Here is a 19,901-nt window from a genome sequence, read left to right as displayed (position 1 = left end):
AACTCCGCGGCAATCTCAAGGGGGACCGGGTCCCATTTCCTCACATACTGGATGGCGGACACACGACCTCTTTTACCCGAATCGCGTGTGCGCCCGAGGACGACCCCACCGGCCCGTGGGCGACCTTCGTGTCGTTGTTCCGAGTTCCGATACGCCGTGTTTTCATGCATGTATCACGCCCTGAGGTCGTGAACCTGTATGAGGGTGGGTGCCCGTGCCTGAAGTCCGGGCTGGTCGGGATGCCGAGTGCGTACCCGGGTGGGTTGTGGCGTGCGGGTCATTGCGGGGCGGTGGTGTCGGGCGGCGTCCCGGAGCGGACGGTTCGTATGTTTGGCTGACGGTTCGTGTGTATCGGTGACGGTTCGTCAGTTCGCAGCAATGGTTCGTACCTTGTTGTGACGGTACGTACGGTAGGGGTACGAACCGTCACAACAAGTGCCGAATCGTCGACCTGAAGGTACGAACCCTTACGTGGAGGTACGAACCGTCAGGCGAAGATACGAACCCTCACGACCCGCCGCGAACCGCCGGCATCCGCAGCAGTCCGTCGACATCCGCCGCGGACCACTGAAACTCGCGATGCTCTACCGCACCCACGCCCATCCACCACACCCCTGCCGCCCGCCCGACGAATGAAGCGGAGGCGGACCCTACCGATCCGCGGCCCTCTGCCCGGGAGCGGGGGCGACGCCGTCACCCTCCATCAGATTCAGAACATCCTGCGTACGGGTGAGGACGGGGCGCAGCAGCAAGTAACCTCCCAACGTGAGCACCATGACTACGGCGGCGATCAGGAAGGCCATCTCCGAGCCGTTGGTCAGAGCAGTGACGTGCTGATTGCCCGGCAGCGTGAAGGAACGGTAGGCGATGATCGTGAACACAGCGGTTCCGATGGAGCCGGTGACCTGTTGGATCGTGTTGTTCAGCGATGATCCGTCGGGGTACTCCTCGGAGCGCAGACTGGCCAGCGAGTTGGAGTTGAGCGCGGTCATCGCAAACGGCAGCCCCGCCGCGTAAACGGCGCAGCACACGGCGAAGGCGGGCTTACCCAGGTTCTGATGCATGGTGACGGCGACGCCGATGTACCCGAGGGCGGAGACCATGAGCCCGGCGGGCACCACGCGAGTGCCGAAACGGTCGTAGGCCATGCCCGCAAGCAGGTTGGCGATCGCAGTGACGACGCCGCTGGGCAGGATCAACAGGCCTGCCGCCGATGCGCTCATGCCCCAGGTTTCCTGTAGGAACAGCGGGCCGACAAGGATTGTGCCGAAGAGCACGGCCTGAAGGATGCCTACGAATATGATCGACGTGCGGTAGCGGGCGTTGGCGAAGATCCGCAGATTCAGCAACGGCTGTTCGAGCGCCACCTGTCGACGCGAGTACAGGATCAGAGCGGCGGACCCCAGGGCTGCAGGTACGAGCGTCGTGGGTGCGGTGAACCCGGCGGAGGCGGCGTTGCCGACGGCGTAGACCACACCGCCGAAGCGAGGATCGACAGCGCCACGGAAGCGGGATCGAGCGTCGCCTCCCGCGGTTTGATCGTGTCCGGTAATAGCACGGTGAGCGCGGCAATCACTGCTAGGAGCACGGGGATGATGATGTAGAACATCCAGGACAGTCCCAGGCTGGACAGGATGAAGCCGGCGATCGTCGGAGACAGGGCCGGAGCCGCCATGAGCACGAGCATCATTACTCCGTTGTAGGTACCCAGCTTCTCCTTGGGCGCCAGCGTGATGATGACGGCCATCATGACCGGGATGAAGAAGGCGCATCCGAGCGCCTGAATGAGGCGCCCGGCCAGCAACATCCCGAATCCGGGAGCGAAGGCGGAGATACCAATGCCGATGAGCAGGAGGGTCAGGGCGTACAGCACGGTCTTGCGGGATCCGAGTCGCCCCATGGCGAAGGCTGACAGGGGCATGAAAGTGCCAGTGACGAGCATGTAGCCGGTGGTCAACCACTGTGCGGTGGCAACCTCAATGCCGTACAGCTTGGAGATGGCGATCAGGGCGATGTTCATCTCGGCCTCGTTGAAGAGGCAGACGAATCCGGCCAGGACCAGCAGGGCCATGGCCGGCAGTGACGAGTTCTTGGTCTTCATGCGTTAACTTCGATTCTCTGGCTCGCCGGGCTGTCGGAGGCGGGAAGCGGTGAGACCGCAGCGGCGGAAAGGTTGTGGCGGGCCTTGGCTATTAGGCGCTGGAACTCGGCGGACTCGGCCGCGGTGAATCCATCAAGAACCTGCTCGTCGACCGCGTCAATGCTGCGACGTGCAGTCTCCATGGCGGTCAAGCCGGCGGCGGTAATCTGCACAGCGCGGCGCCGCTGGTCTGCGGGATCGGTACCGACGGCGACGAACCCCTTGGAGTGAAGGCGTTTTACGAGGCCGGAGACCGCCGGATTGGAGACTCCGAAGTACTCCTCGATCTGCCGCTGGGATGTGGGTTCCCCGGCCCGACCGGCGAGGAAGCTCAGTACGCCGGCCTGACTGTAGGGGACGTCGCCGTCGGCGAGCGCTCGCATCAGCGCGCGTTCGAGCGCCTTGTTGAGGTGCTTCAGGTTCCAAGAGATCGAGTGAGTGCGGGGCATAGCCATGCCTTTCATGGGTTCAGGTCCACGCCACCCAATCATATAACGGGCTATATGTTCCAAGTCGGCGCGAGCTTGAACACAGCTCGCGCCACGTCTCTACCCCACGGTCAGCCGCAGCGCTCCCGCTTCGCTCCAGCGAATACGCCAGGTGATGGAGGTGGTGGCCTCCACCAGAGCGGCGTCGTGGGAGACGAGCAGCAGTGCCCCCGGGAATGCCGCCAGCATCCGCTCCAGCGCGCGGATCGAGCCGAGGTCAAGGTGGTTGGTGGGCTCGTCCATGACAATGAGCTCCGGACGGTCGAGGACGCCGAGTGCGAGCATGAGCTTGCGCATCTCTCCGGGACTGACCACATCCCCCTCCAGGACCCGCTCCGGAGAAGAGTTGAGCCCCGCCACGATCGACAGCACCCGGCCACGGCGTTCGGCGTCCAGCCCCGCCAGGCGCGCCAGCGTCGCCTCCTGCACCGCCCGGTCGGGCTCCTGGGGCACGTACAAGCACGCAGTGTCGTCGGGCAGACGCTCCAGCAGGGCGCGGATGAGTGTGGTCTTGCCGGTGCCGTTGTCGCCCACCAGTGCCACATGGTCGCGGCTGTCCAGGTGCAGTGCCGGGGTGCGCAGCGTCGTCGTCTCCCCCAGGGACAGCGTTAGCGGCCCGGTGCGCATCAGCACGGGCCGACGGCTCGGGGAGGCGTCGACCCACAGGTCGGCGTCGTAGCGCTTGTCGATCCTGATGGCCTCCACTTCGGCGTCGGCGCGGGCGAGCCGGGCTCCATGCGGGAGGCGAGGCGGCCCGTCTTGCCGTCCTGGCCGCTCACCACGGCCAGGCGAATGCGGAAGCGCGCATCATTATCGTGCTTGGCGATGTCGCGTCCGGAGCGGCGGGAGGCGGTGCGGGAGGCCTCCTCGCGGCGCCGCTGGGTCTCCCGCGCCAGGCGCCGCTGCTCGCGCTTGGCCGCCTCGCGCCGCTGGAGAGCGGTGTCGCGCTCCAGCTCCGCCTGGGCAGCCGCCTGCGTGTAGCCGCCCGGGCGCATGACGGCCGTGCCGGGGGCCATGAACAGACATTGGGCGCACAGGGCGTCCAGCAGGGCGCGGTCGTGGGAGATGAGGATGCCGACGCCGCTGAAGCGCGCCAGGGCGGTGCGTATGGCCGCGCGGGCGGCGGCGTCGGCGTGGTTGGTCGGCTCGTCCACCGCCAGCACGTCCGGTTGCTCCCACAGGGCGCAGGCGATCTGGACCAGTTTGCGCTGGCCGCCCGAGAGCGTGTCGTAGCGCCAGGCCCAGTCGTCATCGATGCCGAGGTCGCGGCGCAGCCGCATGGCGACCTCGTCGTAGGCGCAGGCGAAGTCCGTCAGCGTCGACGGCGGTGTGGTGGCGTCCTGGGCGCAGTAGTGGGTCACCAGCCGCTGAGACTGCGGGAACAGCGCGCCGGCGTCGGGTACCAGCCGGCCGCAGGCGATGCGGGCGAGGGTGGTCTTGCCGCAGCCGTTGTCGCCGACGACGCCGGTCCAGCCGACCGGGAAGGTGACCGTGATGCCGGCCAGCGCCGGGGAGGCGGCCCCGGGGTAGGTGTAGTGGATATCGGACAGGGTGAACTGCATGCGGGCCTCCTGGGGTCGGGAGGCCGTGCGGCGGTGCAGGCTGCTCTCAGGAACAACGCTCGATGGGCCGCGAATGCGCGGGTAGTCACCCCGTGGGTGGGTGGCGCCCAGTTGGCCGACGACGGTGCAGGCTCGGGCGAGGCGGCTCATCGGTATGGAGGTCAGCGATGCTGCACCCCGGGCACGGCCTCATGAACTGAGTTTGGATCCGTGCGCCCGTGGGGGCATCGCTACTTCCTCATGGGTGCGACGCTACTGGCTGGGCGCGCATTCGTCCAGCCCTGCCGCAGGCTTTGCGCCCGCCCGCTGGTCTCCCGGGCGGGCGCACCCGAGGTTGCCGCTACTTGAGGACGGCGGTGCCGGCGAGCGGCTTGTCGCCGGGGCGGGCGAGCGGGCCGACCAGCTCGTGGGGCTGGTAGGGCTCCTCGAGGTAGGCGACCTCCTCAGCGGTGAGCTTCAGGTCCAGGGCGCGCACGGCGTCGTCGACCCGGCTGGGCCGGGAGCAACCGACGATCGGCGCGGCCACGCCCCGCGCCCAGTGCCAGGCCAGCGCCACGTCCGCCATGGGCACGCCGTGCTTCTCGGCGGTCTCGGCGACGCGCTCGACGATGGGCATGTCGATCTTGCGGTCGCGGTCGTACTTGGAGCGCATGGTTGCGTCGGTGGTGGAGCGCACCGAGTCGGAGTCCCAGGTGGGGCGGGTCAGGTGACCGGAGGCGAGCGGGCTGTACGGGGTGAGCGACATGCCGTACTGCTGGCACACGGGGATCAGCTCGCGCTCGTCCTCCCGGTAGAGCAGGTTGTAGTGGTTCTGCATGGAGGCGAAGCGGGTCCAGCCGCCCGCGTCGGCGGCCAGCTGCAGGTTGTGCAGCTGGTAGCCGTACATGGCCGAGGCGCCCAGGGCGCGGACCTTGCCGGCCTTCACCAGCGAGTCGAGGGCCTCCATGGTCTCCTCGATCGGGGTGTCGTAGTCGAAGCGGTGGATGATGTACAGGTCCAGGTAGTCGGTGCCCAGGCGCTTCAGGGTGCCCTCGATCTCACGGTTGATCGCCTCCCGGGACAGGTGCCCCTCGTTGAAGTAGACCTTGGAGGCGAGCACCACGTCCTCGCGCTTGACGCCGAGCTGCTTCAGGGATGCGCCGATGAACTCCTCGCTGGTGCCGCGGGCGTAGACGTTGGCGGTGTCGATGAAGTTCACCCCCAGCTCCAGCGCACGGGCGATGACGGCCTGGGTGGCTTCCTGGTCGATCACCCACTGGTGGAAGTCGGGGAAGACCTTCCCGAAGCTCATGCCACCGATGCACAGGCGAGGGATGGTGATGTCCGTGGTACCGAGCTTGGTGTACTCCATATGCGTTCTCCTTGCTGTTTGGCGGCGCGCCAGGTACGCGCGACGACGACGCCGCTGCCGCCTTCCCGTCCATCCTGCCCCGGAACCGGGGGGCGCAGCCAGGACCTGACAGATCCCCCCATGCCGGCGAGACCGCTAGGCGCGAGCCTGCGCGGCGGCGGCCAGGTAGGCTCCGGTGCGAGAGTCGGGGCACGCCGTCAACTCTGCGGGCGTGCCGGCGAAGAGCACATGCCCGCCCTCGCTGCCGCCGGCGGGTCCCATGTCGATGACCCAGTCGGCCTTGGCGATCATCTCCAGCCGATGCTCGACGATCACCACCGTGTTGCTGCCGTCGACCAGTTGACGCAACAGGGCCAGCAGCTCCGCCAGGTCGTTGTTGTGCAGGCCGGTGCTGGGCTCGTCCAGGATGTAGACGTTGCCGCGCTTGTGCAGCTCGCTGGAGAGCTTGACCCGCTGGACCTCGCCGCCGGACAGTGTGGAGGTGGGCTGCCCGAGCGTGAGGTAGCCGAGTCCGACGTCGACCATGGTGCGCAGCGGGCGACGCACCCGCTCGTCGTCGAAGAAGTTCAGGGCCTGCTCGATGGTCAGGGCCATGACCGTCTCAATGTTCCTGCCCTTGTAGGTGTAACCCAGCGCCGTGGGGTTGTAGCGGTGTCCCCCGCACTCCTCGCAGGGGACCTCTACGGGTTCGGCGAAGGCCATGTCGTAGGTGACCTTGCCCTTGCCCTTGCAGACCAGGCAGGCGCCCTTGGAGTTGAAGCTGAACCAGCCGGCGCCCACGCCGTTGGCGCGGGCGAACAGCTTGCGGATCTCATCCATGGCGCCGGTGTAGGTGGCGGGGGTGGAACGGATGGAGGTGCCGATGGGCTTCTGGTCGATGGTGATCGCCTCGGGGCGGCGGGCGGCGAGCTCATAGGTGGCCAGCGTGCTCTTGCCGGAGCCGGCCACCCCGGTGATGGCAGTGAGGATGCCCTTGGGGATGGTGACGTTCACGTGTTTGAGGTTGTGGCAGTGGGCGTCGGTTATCTCAAAGCCCTCGCTCCAGGGAAGCGGGTTGGGGTTGATCTCCACGGGTCGACGCAGGGCCCGTGCCGTAGCGGTGTCTGCATCGGCCAGGCCGGCGAGATCCCCCTGGTAGACGACTCTCCCGCCGTGCTCGCCCGCGGCCGGGCCGAGCTCGATGATGTGGTCGGCGAGCTGGAACATCTGGCGGCTGTGCTCGACGATCAGCACGTTGTTGTGCCGCTCGCGCAGGCTGACCAGGAGGCGGCCGATGCGTTCGGCGTCGGCCGGGTGCAGGCCGGCGGTGGCTCATCGAAGATGTAGGTGATGTCCGCCAGGCTGCTGCCCAGGTTGCGGACCATCTTGATGCGCTGCGCCTCTCCGCCGGAGAGCGTGTCTGTGCGTCGCGAGAGCGAGAGGTAGCCGATGCCGACGTCGACCATGCGTTCCAGGTAGGCCGTGATCTGGGTAGCCAGGGAGGTGCCGCGCGGGTCGCCGATCCGCCCCAGGATGGGGATCAGATCGCGCACCGGCAGGTCGGACAGATCCACGATGTTGTAGCCGTTGATGCGGGAGGCGAGCGCCTTCGGGTTCAGGCCGGTGCCGCCGCAGGTCGCACACGGCCCCTGGTGCACGTGCGCGCGGATCTCCTCCTGCAGGCTCTTGCGGAGCTTGGAGACGTCGCGGTTCAGGTAGAGCCGGTTGAAGCGCGGAATGACGCCCTCGTAGTCGACGGTGTCCACCCGGCCGGTGTTGTTGGAGCGGATCTCCACCTTGACCGGCTGCGGGGAGCCCTCGCGCAGCGTGCGCCACTCCTCGGCGGTGAAGTCGCGTAGCTTCTTGTGCGGGTCCAGCAGCGGGTTGGCCTGCCAGAGGTAGGTCTGCCAGCCGGAGGAGAACTGGCTGAAGCGGATCGCGCCCTCGGCAAGGGGCTTGTCCACGTCGAAGAGCGTGTCCTCATCCAGCACCAGCCGCTCCCCCAGGCCCGTGCACTCCGGGCACATTCCCAGGGGGTGGTTGAAGGAGTAGGCCATGGAGCCGCCGGCGCTGGGCTCGCCCACGCGCGAGAACAGCAGGCGCATCAGTGGGGCGACGTCGACGGCCGTGCCGACGGTGGAGCGGGCGCTGGTACCGACCGGCCGCTGGTCCACCACGATCGCCGGGGTCAGGTTGCGCAACTCCTCCGCCTTGGGACGCTCATAGTGAGGCATCTTGTTGCGCAGGTACAGCGGGTAGGAGGACTGCCACTGACGGGCGGACTCGACGGCGAGCGTGTCGAAGGCAAGCGAACTCTTGCCCGAGCCGGAAACGCCGGCGAATACCACCAGCCTGCCCTTGGGAATGGTTACGTCGACGTGCTTGAGGTTGTTCTCGGCGGCGCCGATGACCTCGATGCTGTTCGGGGCGGGATCATGCGTCATGGCTGGTTACCTCCTCGCGTTCGAACTCGCTGTGCAGCGCGTTCAGGAACTCATTGCGCAGGGCCACGTAGCGCTCCGCCTGACTCAGCCCCATGGCGGTTACGGCCTGCTCCTCCGCCTGATGAGCCGCTCCACGGTGGAGCGCACGAATGCCTCTCCGGCGGGCGTCAGTTGCACGTGCTTGCAGTTGTGCGTGCCCGGTATCGGCTCCAGTCGCAGGTAGCCGCGCCTGACCAGGGAGGAGACCGCGGAGTTAATGGTCTGCTTGGGGAACATCATCAACTCGATGAGCTCGTGCTGAGTCAGGGGCGTTTCCGCGGTCCGGATGAAGTAGAGCACCCACATGGCGCACTCCGAGACACCGAAGGCCGACGCCGCCCGCCGGTAGATGGCGGCGAACCGCTTGTCCTGCCTGCCCATGGTGTCCAGGTATTCCCTGGCGCCGCTATCCATATCGGCCTCCCGTCCTTGTTGCCCCGGGCGGAGTTTCCGAAATCGGACACTACCATGAGTGTCTGGTTCCTGTAGTTTTCGGCACGCACAGCCACCTCACGCCGAGCGACGCCCACACCACCCGCATCCACTCGCACACAGCCACACCCCAGCCGGCACATCTCGACCGTGCGACATCCCTTGACAATCAGCCCCTCAAGCAGTGTCCGACAGCACAGCAGCGCCAATCGCGAAGGAGCAGGACGTGGGCACGATCAACGCTGCCCTGAGTAACAAGCGTGCCACCCCCGACGCGTCGGTCCACCGCTACAGCCTGGAGACCGCCGCCGACGGGCGGCTCCACGCGGTCAAAGAACCACAAACCATCATGGCAGGACTGTGCTGCGGGGAGCCTTGCGGCATCGGCTGGGCGATTCTGCGCCAACACGCCGACGCCTTCCTCGCCGTCCCCGACGAGGTCGCGGCAACCGGCATGCGCATCCTGGGTAATCCGCTTACCGGCGACCGGCCGATCATCTCCGGCGAGAGCGGGGCCGCCTCGCTGGGCGCCGTCACCGAGCTTCTGCGGAGGGACTGCTATGCCGACCTGCGGCGCGACCTGCGCCTCGGGGCGGACGTGCGGGTCCTGTGCATCTCCACCGAGGGCGACACGGATCGGGACAACTACCGCCGAGTGGTGTGGGACGGCCGCTACGCGAGCGCGTAAGCGGTCAGTGGCGCAAGCAGGCCAGGGGGATGACGAGCACGCCGTCGTCACGCCGGTAGGCGGTGGCGCCCGCGGTGATCACGGCGAGGAAGGAGGGCTCCCCCATACGGGCTGTATCCACGCGGTCGCGCAGCCGCCGCAGGTGGGCGGCGGCGTCGTCGAGTTGGCGCGAACCGAGCTTCACTTCCAGCGGCGCCCACCGTCCGTCGGCGAGGACAACGACGGCGTCGGCCTCCAGCCCGGTCTTGTCACGGTAGTGGAAGAGCGTCCCGTCGTTGGCTTCGGCGTAGACCCTTAGGTCGCGCACGCACAGCGACTCGAACTGCAGTCCGAAGGCCTCGAAATCGCGCATCAGGTCGGCCGGCGCCCACCGCATGACGGCCGCACCGATTGACGGGTCCACGAAATGACGCGTCGGGCTGGTTCGGATTGCGGTCTTCGAACGCAGCGCGGGATTCCAGGCGGGCAGGTCCTCAATCACGTAGGCACGCGACAACGCATCGAGGTAGTCGCTGACGGTGTTGGGCGCCATGGTGGCATCGTCGACGGCGAGGTCCGCGGCGATCGTGGCCTGCGCGGCCTGGGTGGAGACGTGGCGGGCGTAAGCGCGCATGAGTACGCGCATGCGCGTCGAGTTACGGGAGACACCGTCCATGCGGGCGACATCGGAGTCGATCAGGCCCTCTACATAGTTGCGCGCCAGGCGTCCGGGCGACGCCGTCGCACCTGCGGTGACGGCGGCGGGCCAGCCGCCGCGGCACAGAATCCGCGCTATGTCTTCCACGTCTAATGCGCTGACACCCGCGACCTCCACCTCCCCATCGAAGAGCGCCCGCAGGGACACCTGCCCGGTGGACTCCTCCGACTCGAACAGCGTCATGGTCCGCATGACGAGGGTAGCAATCCGCCCGACGCCGGAGTGCGCCCCCTGGACGGTCGGCGTGGCCGAGCCGGTGAGGATGAACTGCCCGGGCTCCCCGCGACGGTCGACGGCGAAGCGGACGGCGTCCCACATCTGTGGCGCCATCTGCCACTCGCCTATGAGCCGCGGAGTAGCCCCCTCCAACAGCGCGGAGGGCTTGGCGTCCGCGAGCGCGAGGTAGGACCGGCTGCGATCGGGATCCTGCATGTAGACGACGCTGCCGGCCTGCTGCAGGGATGTGGCGGTCTTGCCGCACCACTTCGGGCCCCTGACCTGCACAGCACCACTGGTTGCTAGAGCGACGGCGAGCAGGTTATCTGCCACACGCGGCAGATAACGCATCAGTTCCTCCTCCTGCTTGCTAAACCCGCATGCCTCCGCCTCTAAGCCCAGCCGATTGCGTGAATTGGACGAGTTCTATTGCGTCAGTTGGACGGGTTTCGTTGCGTGAGCTGGACCGTGCGGCGCCGCCGACCGCAGCGATGACGGGCGCCTGCACGAGTCGCCACCTCCGCAGCCCGAACCGGCGTCGCCAGCCGGGCCAAAACCGCAGCCTACTGCTCCTTCCAGCGGCGCAGCTGGGGCAGGACCGCGCTCAGGTAGGAGACGGCCTCATCCTCCGTGATGTGTGCACTCTCGGACATGTACGGGGCGCTGTGCTCGATCAGCTCCTCCAAGGTCTCCGGACCAACAAATGCGCCGTCCTGGTAGCACATGGAACAGTAGTCCTCGGACTTGACCCCATTGGCCTCGTTGCCGTGCTGCTCCGTCTTCGGAATGGGCATGCCGCAGCTCTGGCAGTGCGGGCCGGGCGGCACCTCGAGCAGGCGCGTTACCGGCACGTCGAGCGCGGTGGCCAGCAGCTTGCACATGTCGACGCCCGGGGTGGTGGCGCCAGTCTCCCAGCGCGAGACCGCCTGCCGGGTCACCATGACCCGCTCCGCGAGCTCCCCCTGAGTCATCCCCCGCGACCCCCGGACGTCGGCGATGATCTCTCCGATTGTCATGTCGTTCTCCTGTTCCGCGGCGCTCCAACCGTGCCGCAGCACAAGAACACCACAGAGCCCCCATCCCGTCGAGCAACGGGTTGTTGCATCGCCGCTCCAATCGCCGATCACGGACACAAGGCGCTCAGGGGAAAGGCGGGGCGTCGTCAGACAGCTTCATGGTGGGTCCGCCATCGAACTCGAGGACGGCGTCGGCTTCCATCCCCGACTTGTCTCGGTAGCGGTATACGTACAAGGCCGCGATGGCGACATGGCGTGTCAGAGAACGAGGAAGTGCATAAAGCCTGCTCCGACCCGGGAGTTGGCATCACTCGAACCGGGCAGTTGGCGCCACTTCAACCGGGCAGATGGCGTTCGGGAGCAGCACAGCAAGACACAGCGGCAGGCCACCAATTCACGCGTGGGGCCCGGCTGCTCCACTGGGCGCCCCAGCACGAGGGCCGCGGCCGGGGCGTTCTTTTTCAGCGAGCAGGTCGCACACCATTAGCCATTCGGTCTCATCGCTGCCGTCACCCACAATGCGGAAGCCCAGCCGCTCATACAGGTGCACGGCCCGGTTGCCTTGACGACGCCGAGCGAGGCGCGCTCGTAGCCGGCCTCTCGCAGCTGTTCGAGCATGTGCTGCATCATGCGCGTTCCGATCCCCCGGCCCCGGAACTCCCGATACAGGGAGATGGCGAAGGCCGGCGTGTGGTCGTCGTCGAGGCGGCCGTAGCAGTCGGTCGTGCGCACCCAGCAGGCGCCCACTACTCGGCCATCGACTTCCGCAACCAGCGCCCGGTCGTCCGGAAGGGTTCCGAAGCCCTCGAAGTGTGCGCGGCACTTGGGGTCGTCGTGGATGACGCTGCGTGGCACCTGCCCGGTGAAGTCCTCGGGCACGTAGACGGCCTCCAGCAGGAAGTCCTCCAGCAGGGGCGCCTCCTCGCGCCGCAGGGGTCGAATTACAACTGCATCGTCTTCGATCGTCATCGGGCGCAATTGTAGGTTCCCGCACACATGCGTACCGGCGTCCCTGTGGTGCGTACGCCGGAGCGGAATGTCCAAAACCGGCAAAAACACCGCCGATGCCACTGTAAGCCGTTACGGCAGCCGCATGATTCCAACGTTTTGTTCGCGGCCTCGGACGCCGTCGGCCCCATTCGTGCCGAATTTGGACATTTCCCGCCAGCCTCACCGCGACAGGGATCCGACCGTCTACTCCCATTCGATGGTGCCGATGGGCTTGGGGGTCAGGTCGTAGGCCACGCGGCACACGCCGGGGACCTCCGCCAGGATGCGGTCGGTGATCCGCCGCAGCAGCGGCCAGTCGAGCTCGGGCACCTCGGCGGTCATGGCGTCGACGGTGTTGACGCAGCGGATGATGACGGGCCAGTCGAAGGCGCGCTTGCCGTCGCGCACGCCGGTGGCACGCATGTCGGGCACCACGCAGAAGTACTGCCAGATGTCCTGGCCGGCGGCTCGATCTCCTCGCGGACGACGGCGTCGGCCTCGCGCAGCGCCTCCAGGCGGTCGCGGGTGATCGCGCCCAGGCAGCGCACCCCCAGCCCCGGGCCGGGGAAGGGCTGGCGCTCCACCATGGACTGCGGCAGGCCGAGCCGCCTGCCGACCACGCGCACCTCGTCCTTGTACAGCAGCTTGACGGGCTCCACCAGCTCGAAGTCCAGGTCCTCGGGCAGGCCGCCGACGTTGTGGTGAGCCTTGACGCCGTCAGCGGACTCAAGAATGTCGGGATAGATCGTGCCCTGACCCAGGAAGCCGACACCCTCAAGCTTCGCGGCCTCCTCGGCGAAGACGTTGATGAACTCCGCCCCGATGAGCTTGCGCTTGGCCTCGGGCTCGGCCACACCCGCCAGCAGTTTCAGGAACCGGTCGGCGGCGTCGACGTAGACGAGGTTGGCGTCCAGCCCGTCCCGGAAGACCTCGATCACCTGCTCGGACTCGCCCTTGCGCATCAGGCCGTGGTTGACGTGGACGCTGATCAGCTGCTTACCAATCGCCTTGATGAGCAGGGCGGCGACGACGGAGGAGTCGACGCCGCCGGACAGGGCCAGCAGCACCTTGCCGTCACCCACCTGCGCGCGCACGGCGTCGACGGCCTCGGCGATGAAGGCGTCCGCCAGCTCTGGGGTGGTGATGCGCTCCATGTCGGCGGGGCGCTGGTTGGAGGTGAAGTCCACTGCGGTCTCCTTCATTGTCGCGTGCGCGGGTTCGATCCCGACTCTACTGCCAATCCCCGAGACGGCGCGGAAGCAGCCGCTCCACCTCTCCCCCGAGTCACCCAAGCGGCAGGATCGCTCTCAGGGCCGGGAGGCGCGATACTCGCTCGGGCTCGTGCCGGTCCATGCGCTGAAGGCGCGCAGGAAGCTGTTGCGCTCGATGTATCCCAGCAGGTAGGCGATCTCGTCGGTGCGCATCTCGGTGTTTCCCAAGTAGTGCTTGGCCAGGAGTTCGCGCGTGTGGTTGAGCTGCGCCTGGAAGGTGGTTCCCTCGTCGGCCAGGCGGCGTTGCATCGTGCGGCGGCTCATGCCGAGTTTGCGGGCGGCCTCCTCGGCGTCGGAGGCACCGGCCGGCAGCATCTCGGTGAGGGTGCTGCGGACGCGGGCGGAGAAGGTGGCGTCGGCATCGAGCTCCGCCCGACGCCTTGCCATCTCGGGCTCGAAGTAGCCCCACATGGCGTCGTTTCGAGTGACAAAGGGGATTCGCATGTCTGAGGCGGAGAAGGCGAGGACATTGCGGGGCTCGTGCTCCACGGCACATCCGAGGAATGCCATGGCGGCATCGTCTGCGAAGGCCTTCTCCGTTGACGCGTGGACGGGAGTGATCTGTTCCTTGGTCGCACGGCGAAGAATGTTCACAAGGAACGCCGCCTCGCACATGGCGAGGAAGCCGGGGATCACCCTGCCTGCGTCGTCGAGCATTTCCACCGTCAGCGTGTCGGCCTCCTCGGAGACGCTGAACGATAGTGGCCCTATTAGCTTCTTGTAGCGGGCCAGGCGCTCAACGCAGGTGCGCCCGTCGGGCGAGCAGAACGCGGCGAAGATGGGAGGGCTGAACTGCTCCAGGCCCTCACAGGTGGCGAGTTCAAAGGCTGTCTCTTCGTCCGGACACATACCGCCCACAGCCTCCATGAAGGCGTAGTAGCCTCGGCCGTCATCGTGGGGTTGGGGTGGTTGAATGTGTCTTCGGGAAGGCGCGCCTTCAGCAGGGGCTCCCGCACGTCAATGCCATGCGCCTCAAGCAACTGGCCGTAGCGCCCGTCGAGCATGAACCGCCTCATCTGGCCTCCTTCGGATCGCCCATGGTCATGCCTGGCCCGGGGCGCTACTTCTTCGCGCTGCCCGCCACCTGCTGGTCGTAGACGAAATTCAGCATCCTCTTCTTGGGGAAAAGCGGCGCGAGTCTCATCATGGGACGCTGCCAACCAGGCAGGCCGCTGGTCACATTGAGCTTGCCCGCGAGCATCCCGTCGTAACCGTCCTGGGCGACCGCCGTGGGGTCGACCGCATTGGCGAACAGGCTGGTGTCTGTGAGGCGCCCGCGTCGGCGAAGCCGGTACGCATGGCGCCGGGCATCAGGCAAGTCACGGTGACGCCCGTGCCCGCGAGCTCGCGCCACAGGGCGTTCGACCAGGAGGTGACATACGACTTCGTGGCGTAGTAGACGGCCTGGAGGGGCCCGGGCATGGTGGCGGCCGTGGAGCTGACATTCAGGATCTTGCCGCTGCCGCGCTCGATCATGTCGGGCAGGAAGAGCTTGAGCATGCGCGTGGGGGCCTCGATGTTCACGGCGATCATCGAGAGGTCCTGCTCCATGGTGCGTTCGCGGGCGAAGTCGCCCTGGCCGCCGAAGCCCGCGTTGTTGATGAGGTAGTCGGGAAGCCAGCCGTTGTCCCGGCAGGTTTCGTAGATGTGCTGGACGTCGTCGGCCTTCGATAGGTCTGCAGCGATCGTCTCGACGTTCACGCCGTACTTCTCCCGCATCTCCTGCGCTTGCGCGTCGAGCTTGGCCTGACTGCGGCCGACCAGGATGAGGTCGCCTCCGGTCTTGGCGTGGATGTTCGCGAAGCAGGTTCCGAGCCCGCCGTAGCTTCCCGTGATGAGCGCCGTCTGCGCCATGCCTTCCGCCCTTCCGATCATTGTCCTGCGGTTGATAGCGAGAACAAGCTAGCGGACGACGGAGCGCTCGCGAACATCATTGCGCGCCAACCTGCTATCAGATCGCGCCAGCTTGCCCTGAGGGGCAGACAAGGACTGTGAACACTTGAGGCTGCGCCAGTAGGTCGTGGCTCAGTCATCCCGGGGCACGACGTGTTGATCCCGAAGACTGGGGTCGTCTACTACGCCAGTTCGTGCTCTACTACGCCGGTTAGGTGTTTGTTGAAGGGCTGCGGAGCCTTCAGCAGACGCCCAAGGGGCGTAGTAGACGCCGAAGAGGCGTACCCAACACCTTCTTCCGCGGTCCCCGCACCTCCGCCGCTCCCCGTGCCGCGTACTCCCAGCACCTCCGTGCCGTGCAGCGTCGACCTCTCGCTAGCATCGGAAGTGTTTGCCATCGGTCCTGACACACCCGTACCCATCAACTCCCATGCCCCAAACCGGAAGAGTCTCTTAAGGTTACTCGTGCCTACCCCAGGCCCAAGACGGCGACGAGCTGCCGCGAGATCTCGGCCATGTCCACTTCGTCCAGGATGCCAACTCGCTTACCGAGAAGTTGTTTGTCCACAGTGACGATCTTCTCGGTCATCACATAGCTCGGCTTCGCAAGCCCGTTTCCTTCACTCGGGTTGACAGGAACTTGCGTAGGCGTCGTCCCGCAGCGTCCAAACCTCACCGCGCTTCATTGATCGTCTTCAGGGAGAGATCGGTTGCGAATCGGATGGCGTCCTCCTCGGTCGCGAAGGGCTCGACGTCCTCCGAGAGGCGCACGTCGTAGGGGAAGCCACAGTGGCTGTTGAAGGCGGTCACAAACATGCGCAAAGCGTCCGCCGTGGTGGTGCCGAGCTTCCTCGTAGTCTCCTTGAAGAGCTCAGCCTGCTCCGCGTCGACCCTCGTGGCGATCTGCCTCATTGCCACGACATGCCTCTTTCCATCAAGACACATCATATCAGCGAAGCGGTGCAAAATATACCTGTATGCTAGCTCTGCCTCGCCGCCCAGGAGACGTCAGCCGTTACTCCCACTCAATGGTGGCGGGGGGCTTGCTGGTCACGTCCAGCACCACGCGGTTGACCTCCGGGACGACGTTGGCGATGCGTGTGGAGATGCGGGCCAGCACGTCGTAGGGCAGCCGCGTCCAGTCCGCCGTCATGGCGTCCTCGCTACTCACCGGCCGCAGCAGCACCGGGCAAGGTTCGAGCTCCGTTACCCGACACGGAAGAGTCGACTGTTGTAGGACTGAGATGAGCAAAGGTACGCGAGACGCCGCCCAGCCTTGTAGCAACAGTTAATCTGTCTCCACGTAGATACCGTACTCGAAAAGGATCCGCGTTCATGAGCGCCTGCCCCCGCTGCCATACCCAGGTGGCCCCCGAAGCCCGTACCTGCCCCGAGTGCGGCTACACAGACAGCGCCACGAACCGCCCGATCGCAACGACCAAGGTACAGGGGGAAGTTGTCGAACCGCGATACCCGACTGATGCCACCTCCATCTGGAATCCCGTCCGGGACAGCGCAGACTTCCGAACACTTTTCCTCAACGCCACTAATCTCCAGCGAACTGTGCCTAGCATCATCGATTGGATCCGCGCCAACCTCGGCGAACAGTACCTCTCGCCGACATACCTCGAGGCCTCCAGAAACTTATCGACGACGGAACGCTGACCTTCCAGTTCGACAAGACAGGTGAAATACTCCCTACTCTCATCAATCAGCATAAACGGTACGAACATACAATCCGCCTCGAGGAACTTACTCTCACTCCTGATCTTGCAGGTGCGCGAGCTAACCTTGCCACTCAGATCGCGCTCAATCAGGTTCTTGCTGAACTCGATGACCTCCGATCCATCATAGCTTCCATTACTGAGGGCCTTCAGGATGACCGCCTCGCTCTTGTGGAATCCGCATGGTATCAATTCGAACAGGCGCGAAGCATCCGCTCGGCCCGGCAGCGTGAGGCTCGACTCATGGAAGCTCAGACCCGAGCAATCGACGGACGCACACAACTCACCGCCTCAATTCGCCGAGACCTAGATTTCCTCACCAGCAAGATGCACCCTGGCGCGCTGCAGACTGCGAAGGATGCAATCAACCCAAACAGCAGGCCCACGAATGCCGCCACCGCCGAGCGTCTCTTCATCGCTCTCGAACAAGTTACTAGAGCAACCCAGATAGAAGCGGCCACATACTTAATTCTAGGGGAACCCGAAGCGGCAAGAACAGCACTCCGCCAGTTCACACGGACCATCGAAGATCTCGACCTTCACGAACACGAAACTCTCCTCGCACTGAATAGTTTTACAGAACGCGACATGCACCGCGTCATCAATATCCTGCATGAAGCACACACTAATGCGACCTCATTTCTCGCCGACCAAAATGGACCCACCCAGACCATCCACCCGCCACCAGGAATAGAACAATGCGCCGTACCGACGATCCCATCAGAGACAATTAGCCCCGACTCTGAAGACAACACTGCCATCCAGTACCACGCCCCAACCAGCCACACCAAGGACCACGATGAACATAGCTCCTGACCCCAAAATCGGCCCCACAGAAGCAACTACCGAAAACCACTGTAAACAATGCACCAAAGCCATCCCTCAAGGGGAAACGATTTGCCGAAGCTGCGGAGACAAAAAGAAGAGTCGAATCGCCTGGATCGGCACTGCTGCAGCCGCCGCTGCCACCTTCGCAGTACGGTTCAAAACTCAGATCGGCGCCGCCATCCATCGCGGAGGCAAAATAGTCGCCATTACCAAAAACTTCATACGGTGACACACCTCGGGCGACTTCCAGAAACTCAACTATAAGCCAATGGCCTGCGGCCGCCCACCCGCCTTCAAAGCGCCAATTTCACCAACGACATGTCGCACATTTAGTAAAACATGCCGTCATAATGCTCCGGCTCACGGTCAACAGACATGACCAGCCCAAAACGCCTTTACACTGCTCAACCAGGTTGCCGTCGGTTGCTTTACTGTCCCGTTGCCGATCGGAACGACGTGACGGCGGCAAGTCGAGCGTATCTCCATAAAAAGGTGCCCGACTGTCGTCAGTACGTCACCCAGCCAGAGACAGATCATTCCCACTCGATGGTGGCGGGGGGCTTGCTGGTCACGTCCAGCACTACGCGGTTGACTTCCGGGACGGCGTTGGTGATACGCGTGGAGATGCGGGCCAGCACGTCGTAGGGCAGACGCGTCCAGTCCGCCGTCATGGCGTCCTCGCTGCTCACCGGCCGCAGCACCACGGGGTGCCCGTAGGTGCGCCCGTCACCCTGTACGCCCACCGAGTGCACATCGGCCAGCAGCACCACCGGACACTGCCAGATCTCCTCATCCAGCCCGGCGGCCGTCAGCTCCTCGCGGGCGATCGCATCCGCCGCCCGCAGAATGCGCAGGTTCTCCGCGGTCACCTCACCGATGACGCGAATACCCAGCCCCGGCCCGGGGAAGGGCTGGCGGGACACGATCCCTTCGGGCACGCCCAGCTCCCGGCCGATGGCGCGCACCTCGTCCTTGAACAGGGCGCGCAGCGGCTCGATCAGCTCGAAGTCCAGGTCGTCCGGCAGGCCGCCCACGTTGTGGTGGCTCTTGATGTTGGCCGCGCCCTCGCCGCCGCCGGACTCGACCACGTCCGGGTACAGCGTGCCCTGCACCAGGAACTTGATCTCTCCCCCGGCGGCGCCGACCTCCGCGACCACGCGCCGCTGGGCGGCCTCGAAGGAGCGGATGAACTCCCGGCCGATGATCTTGCGCTTGGCCTCGGGCTCGGCGACGCCCGCGAGCGCGGTCATGAAGCGCTCGGACTCGTCCACGGTGATCACGCGGATGCCCATGCCCCGGGCGTAGTCGCGCTCCACCTGCTCACGCTCGCCGGCGCGCAGCAGGCCGTGGTCCACGAAGATGCAGGTGAGCTGGTCCCCGATGGCCCGGTGCACCAGGGCCGCGGCCACGGAGGAGTCGACCCCGCCGGACAGGCCGCAGATGACGTGGGCGTCGCCCACCCGCTCCCGGATGGCCTCGACCTGCTCGTCGATGATGTTGCCCGGCGTCCAGGTGGCGGGGATGCCGGCGCCGTCGCGTAAGAAGTTCTCCAGCGCCCGCTGCCCGAACTGCGAGTGCAGCACCTCGGGGTGCCACTGCAGCCCGTACAGGCGCCGGGCGGGGTCCTCGAAGGCGGCCACCGGCGTCTGAGCGGTGGAGGCCGTGACGGCGAATCCGTCCGGGGCGGCCTGCACGGCGTCGCCGTGGCTCATCCAGACCGCCTGCCGGGCGGGAGTGCCGGCGAACAGGCGGGAGTCGGTGGCGACGTCGGCGTCGGTGTGCCCGTACTCGCGCGTGCCGGTGCGCCCGACGGTGCCGCCGAGGGCCTGGGCCATGGTCTGGAAGCCGTAGCAGATGCCCAGCACGGGCACGCCCGCGTCGAACAGGGCGGGTCGACCCGGGGCGCGTCGGCATAGACGGAGGCCGGGCCACCGGACAGGATCACGGCGGCCGGATGCTTGGCCAGCATCTCCCCCGCCGGCATGGTGTGGGGCACGATCTCGGAGTAGACGCTCGCCTCGCGCACGCGGCGGGCGATGAGCTGGGCGTACTGGGCGCCGAAGTCGACCACGAGGACGGGGCCGACCCGGTCCTGCTCGCTCACGGTGGCGCTGTGGGGAGATGTCGTCACCGGCACAGAATA

Annotated in this window: 23 protein-coding genes and 2 pseudogenes; 5 read left to right on the top strand and 20 right to left on the bottom strand. The window is 66.1% G+C overall.

All coding sequences use genetic code 11. The features are described from left to right. Positions 1 to 650 precede the first annotated feature (650 nt). The 9 genes from BW737_RS08520 to BW737_RS08490 all read right to left on the bottom strand — a co-directional run bounded on the left by BW737_RS08520 (position 651) and on the right by BW737_RS08490 (position 8,417). Positions 651 to 1,475: an MFS transporter gene (locus BW737_RS08520; RefSeq protein ID WP_086614261.1), complete on the bottom strand. Its 825-nt coding sequence runs from the start codon at positions 1,473 to 1,475 to the stop codon at positions 651 to 653. Then, positions 1,388 to 2,101 (bottom strand): MFS transporter, encoded by a 714-nt coding sequence (locus BW737_RS08515; RefSeq protein WP_086614262.1) that lies wholly within the window; start codon positions 2,099 to 2,101, stop codon positions 1,388 to 1,390. The genes BW737_RS08520 and BW737_RS08515 overlap by 88 nt, the downstream gene beginning before the upstream one ends. Further along, positions 2,098 to 2,589 carry a MarR family winged helix-turn-helix transcriptional regulator gene (locus tag BW737_RS08510; protein ID WP_180272139.1) on the bottom strand — a complete coding sequence of 164 codons (492 nt, stop codon included), beginning with the start codon at positions 2,587 to 2,589 and terminating at the stop codon, positions 2,098 to 2,100. The genes BW737_RS08515 and BW737_RS08510 overlap by 4 nt, the downstream gene beginning before the upstream one ends. Before the next feature lie 99 nt (positions 2,590 to 2,688). Beyond that, complete coding sequence (locus BW737_RS16935; RefSeq protein WP_218961873.1) at positions 2,689 to 3,333, bottom strand: AAA family ATPase; 645 nt, start codon at positions 3,331 to 3,333, stop codon at positions 2,689 to 2,691. Next, a complete protein-coding gene (locus tag BW737_RS16930) occupies positions 3,255 to 4,190 on the bottom strand; it encodes an ATP-binding cassette domain-containing protein (protein ID WP_218961872.1) in 936 nt (311 codons plus the stop codon). The genes BW737_RS16935 and BW737_RS16930 overlap by 79 nt, the downstream gene beginning before the upstream one ends. A gap of 340 nt (positions 4,191 to 4,530) precedes the next feature. Next, positions 4,531 to 5,541 carry an aldo/keto reductase gene (locus BW737_RS08500; RefSeq protein WP_086614264.1) on the bottom strand — a complete coding sequence of 337 codons (1,011 nt, stop codon included), beginning with the start codon at positions 5,539 to 5,541 and terminating at the stop codon, positions 4,531 to 4,533. A gap of 135 nt (positions 5,542 to 5,676) precedes the next feature. Continuing rightward, positions 5,677 to 6,747, bottom strand: a complete 1,071-nt coding sequence (locus tag BW737_RS16925; RefSeq protein ID WP_218961871.1) for an ATP-binding cassette domain-containing protein — start codon at positions 6,745 to 6,747, stop codon at positions 5,677 to 5,679. Between the two features lie 20 nt (positions 6,748 to 6,767). Next, entirely contained in the window at positions 6,768 to 7,964 is a 1,197-nt protein-coding gene (locus tag BW737_RS16920; RefSeq protein ID WP_218961870.1) for an excinuclease ABC subunit UvrA, read from the bottom strand. A 99-nt stretch (positions 7,965 to 8,063) separates the two neighbouring features. Continuing rightward, positions 8,064 to 8,417, bottom strand: coding sequence for a MarR family winged helix-turn-helix transcriptional regulator (locus BW737_RS08490; RefSeq protein ID WP_086614265.1), 354 nt, complete (start codon positions 8,415 to 8,417; stop codon positions 8,064 to 8,066). 244 nt (positions 8,418 to 8,661) lie between these two features. Here BW737_RS08490 and BW737_RS08485 point away from each other — a divergent pair, with 244 nt between their 5' ends. Next, positions 8,662 to 9,123, top strand: coding sequence for a PALP domain-containing protein (locus tag BW737_RS08485; RefSeq protein WP_086614266.1), 462 nt, complete (start codon positions 8,662 to 8,664; stop codon positions 9,121 to 9,123). 4 nt (positions 9,124 to 9,127) lie between these two features. Here the strand turns inward: BW737_RS08485 and BW737_RS08480 are convergent, their stop codons facing one another. The 6 genes from BW737_RS08480 to BW737_RS08460 form a co-directional block, all read right to left on the bottom strand. Next, on the bottom strand, positions 9,128 to 10,387 hold the full coding sequence (locus BW737_RS08480) for an ATP-binding protein (RefSeq protein WP_086614267.1): 1,260 nt from the start codon (positions 10,385 to 10,387) through the stop codon (positions 9,128 to 9,130). A gap of 212 nt (positions 10,388 to 10,599) precedes the next feature. Continuing rightward, a complete protein-coding gene (locus BW737_RS08475; RefSeq protein ID WP_086614268.1) occupies positions 10,600 to 11,052 on the bottom strand; it encodes a zinc ribbon domain-containing protein in 453 nt (150 codons plus the stop codon). A gap of 483 nt (positions 11,053 to 11,535) precedes the next feature. Continuing rightward, complete coding sequence (locus tag BW737_RS08470) at positions 11,536 to 12,021, bottom strand: GNAT family N-acetyltransferase (RefSeq protein WP_218961869.1); 486 nt, start codon at positions 12,019 to 12,021, stop codon at positions 11,536 to 11,538. A gap of 225 nt (positions 12,022 to 12,246) precedes the next feature. Continuing rightward, positions 12,247 to 12,465 carry a GMP synthase (glutamine-hydrolyzing) gene (locus tag BW737_RS16915; protein WP_218961868.1) on the bottom strand — a complete coding sequence of 73 codons (219 nt, stop codon included), beginning with the start codon at positions 12,463 to 12,465 and terminating at the stop codon, positions 12,247 to 12,249. Then, a complete protein-coding gene (locus BW737_RS08465; RefSeq protein ID WP_218961867.1) occupies positions 12,381 to 13,229 on the bottom strand; it encodes an asparagine synthase-related protein in 849 nt (282 codons plus the stop codon). Before BW737_RS08465 ends, BW737_RS16915 begins: the two co-directional genes overlap by 85 nt. 120 nt (positions 13,230 to 13,349) lie before the next feature. Beyond that, positions 13,350 to 14,228: an AraC family transcriptional regulator gene (locus BW737_RS08460; RefSeq protein WP_257210666.1), complete on the bottom strand. Its 879-nt coding sequence runs from the start codon at positions 14,226 to 14,228 to the stop codon at positions 13,350 to 13,352. 50 nt (positions 14,229 to 14,278) lie between these two features. On the opposite strand from BW737_RS08460, the gene BW737_RS18230 reads away from it, so the two are divergent. After that, positions 14,279 to 14,410, top strand: a complete 132-nt coding sequence (locus tag BW737_RS18230; protein ID WP_257210644.1) for a hypothetical protein — start codon at positions 14,279 to 14,281, stop codon at positions 14,408 to 14,410. A gap of 79 nt (positions 14,411 to 14,489) precedes the next feature. Here BW737_RS18230 and BW737_RS08455 read toward each other — a convergent pair whose 3' ends face one another. The 4 genes and pseudogenes from BW737_RS08455 to BW737_RS08440 all read right to left on the bottom strand — a co-directional run. Next, positions 14,490 to 15,167, bottom strand: coding sequence for an SDR family NAD(P)-dependent oxidoreductase (locus tag BW737_RS08455; RefSeq protein ID WP_218961865.1), 678 nt, complete (start codon positions 15,165 to 15,167; stop codon positions 14,490 to 14,492). Between the two features lie 508 nt (positions 15,168 to 15,675). Further along, positions 15,676 to 15,882 (bottom strand): type II toxin-antitoxin system PemK/MazF family toxin, encoded by a 207-nt coding sequence (locus BW737_RS19925; protein ID WP_420835726.1) that lies wholly within the window; start codon positions 15,880 to 15,882, stop codon positions 15,676 to 15,678. Continuing rightward, a complete protein-coding gene (locus BW737_RS08445) occupies positions 15,879 to 16,118 on the bottom strand; it encodes a type II toxin-antitoxin system RelB/DinJ family antitoxin (RefSeq protein WP_180272138.1) in 240 nt (79 codons plus the stop codon). The genes BW737_RS19925 and BW737_RS08445 overlap by 4 nt, the downstream gene beginning before the upstream one ends. 103 nt (positions 16,119 to 16,221) lie before the next feature. Then, positions 16,222 to 16,395: pseudogene (locus BW737_RS08440) on the bottom strand (GMP synthase (glutamine-hydrolyzing)); the annotation flags it as partial. Between the two features lie 146 nt (positions 16,396 to 16,541). Here BW737_RS08440 and BW737_RS19920 point away from each other — a divergent pair. The 3 genes from BW737_RS19920 to BW737_RS15690 are packed head-to-tail and all read left to right on the top strand — an operon-like array spanning position 16,542 to position 17,987. Then, entirely contained in the window at positions 16,542 to 16,871 is a 330-nt protein-coding gene (locus BW737_RS19920; protein ID WP_420835725.1) for a zinc-ribbon domain-containing protein, read from the top strand. Beyond that, positions 16,787 to 17,746, top strand: a complete 960-nt coding sequence (locus tag BW737_RS15695; protein ID WP_143233340.1) for a hypothetical protein — start codon at positions 16,787 to 16,789, stop codon at positions 17,744 to 17,746. The genes BW737_RS19920 and BW737_RS15695 overlap by 85 nt, the downstream gene beginning before the upstream one ends. Then, on the top strand, positions 17,730 to 17,987 hold the full coding sequence (locus BW737_RS15690; protein ID WP_143233339.1) for a hypothetical protein: 258 nt from the start codon (positions 17,730 to 17,732) through the stop codon (positions 17,985 to 17,987). Before BW737_RS15695 ends, BW737_RS15690 begins: the two co-directional genes overlap by 17 nt. A gap of 304 nt (positions 17,988 to 18,291) precedes the next feature. On the opposite strand, the pseudogene guaA reads toward BW737_RS15690, so the two are convergent. Then, positions 18,292 to 19,862 (bottom strand): annotated as a pseudogene (gene guaA, locus BW737_RS08430) (glutamine-hydrolyzing GMP synthase). Between the last annotated feature and the right edge of the window lie 39 nt (positions 19,863 to 19,901).

This window comes from Actinomyces ruminis, assembly GCF_002154335.2.
Lineage (GTDB): Bacteria > Actinomycetota > Actinomycetes > Actinomycetales > Actinomycetaceae > Actinomyces > Actinomyces ruminis.
This window is presented reverse-complemented; position numbering and strand designations above follow the sequence as displayed.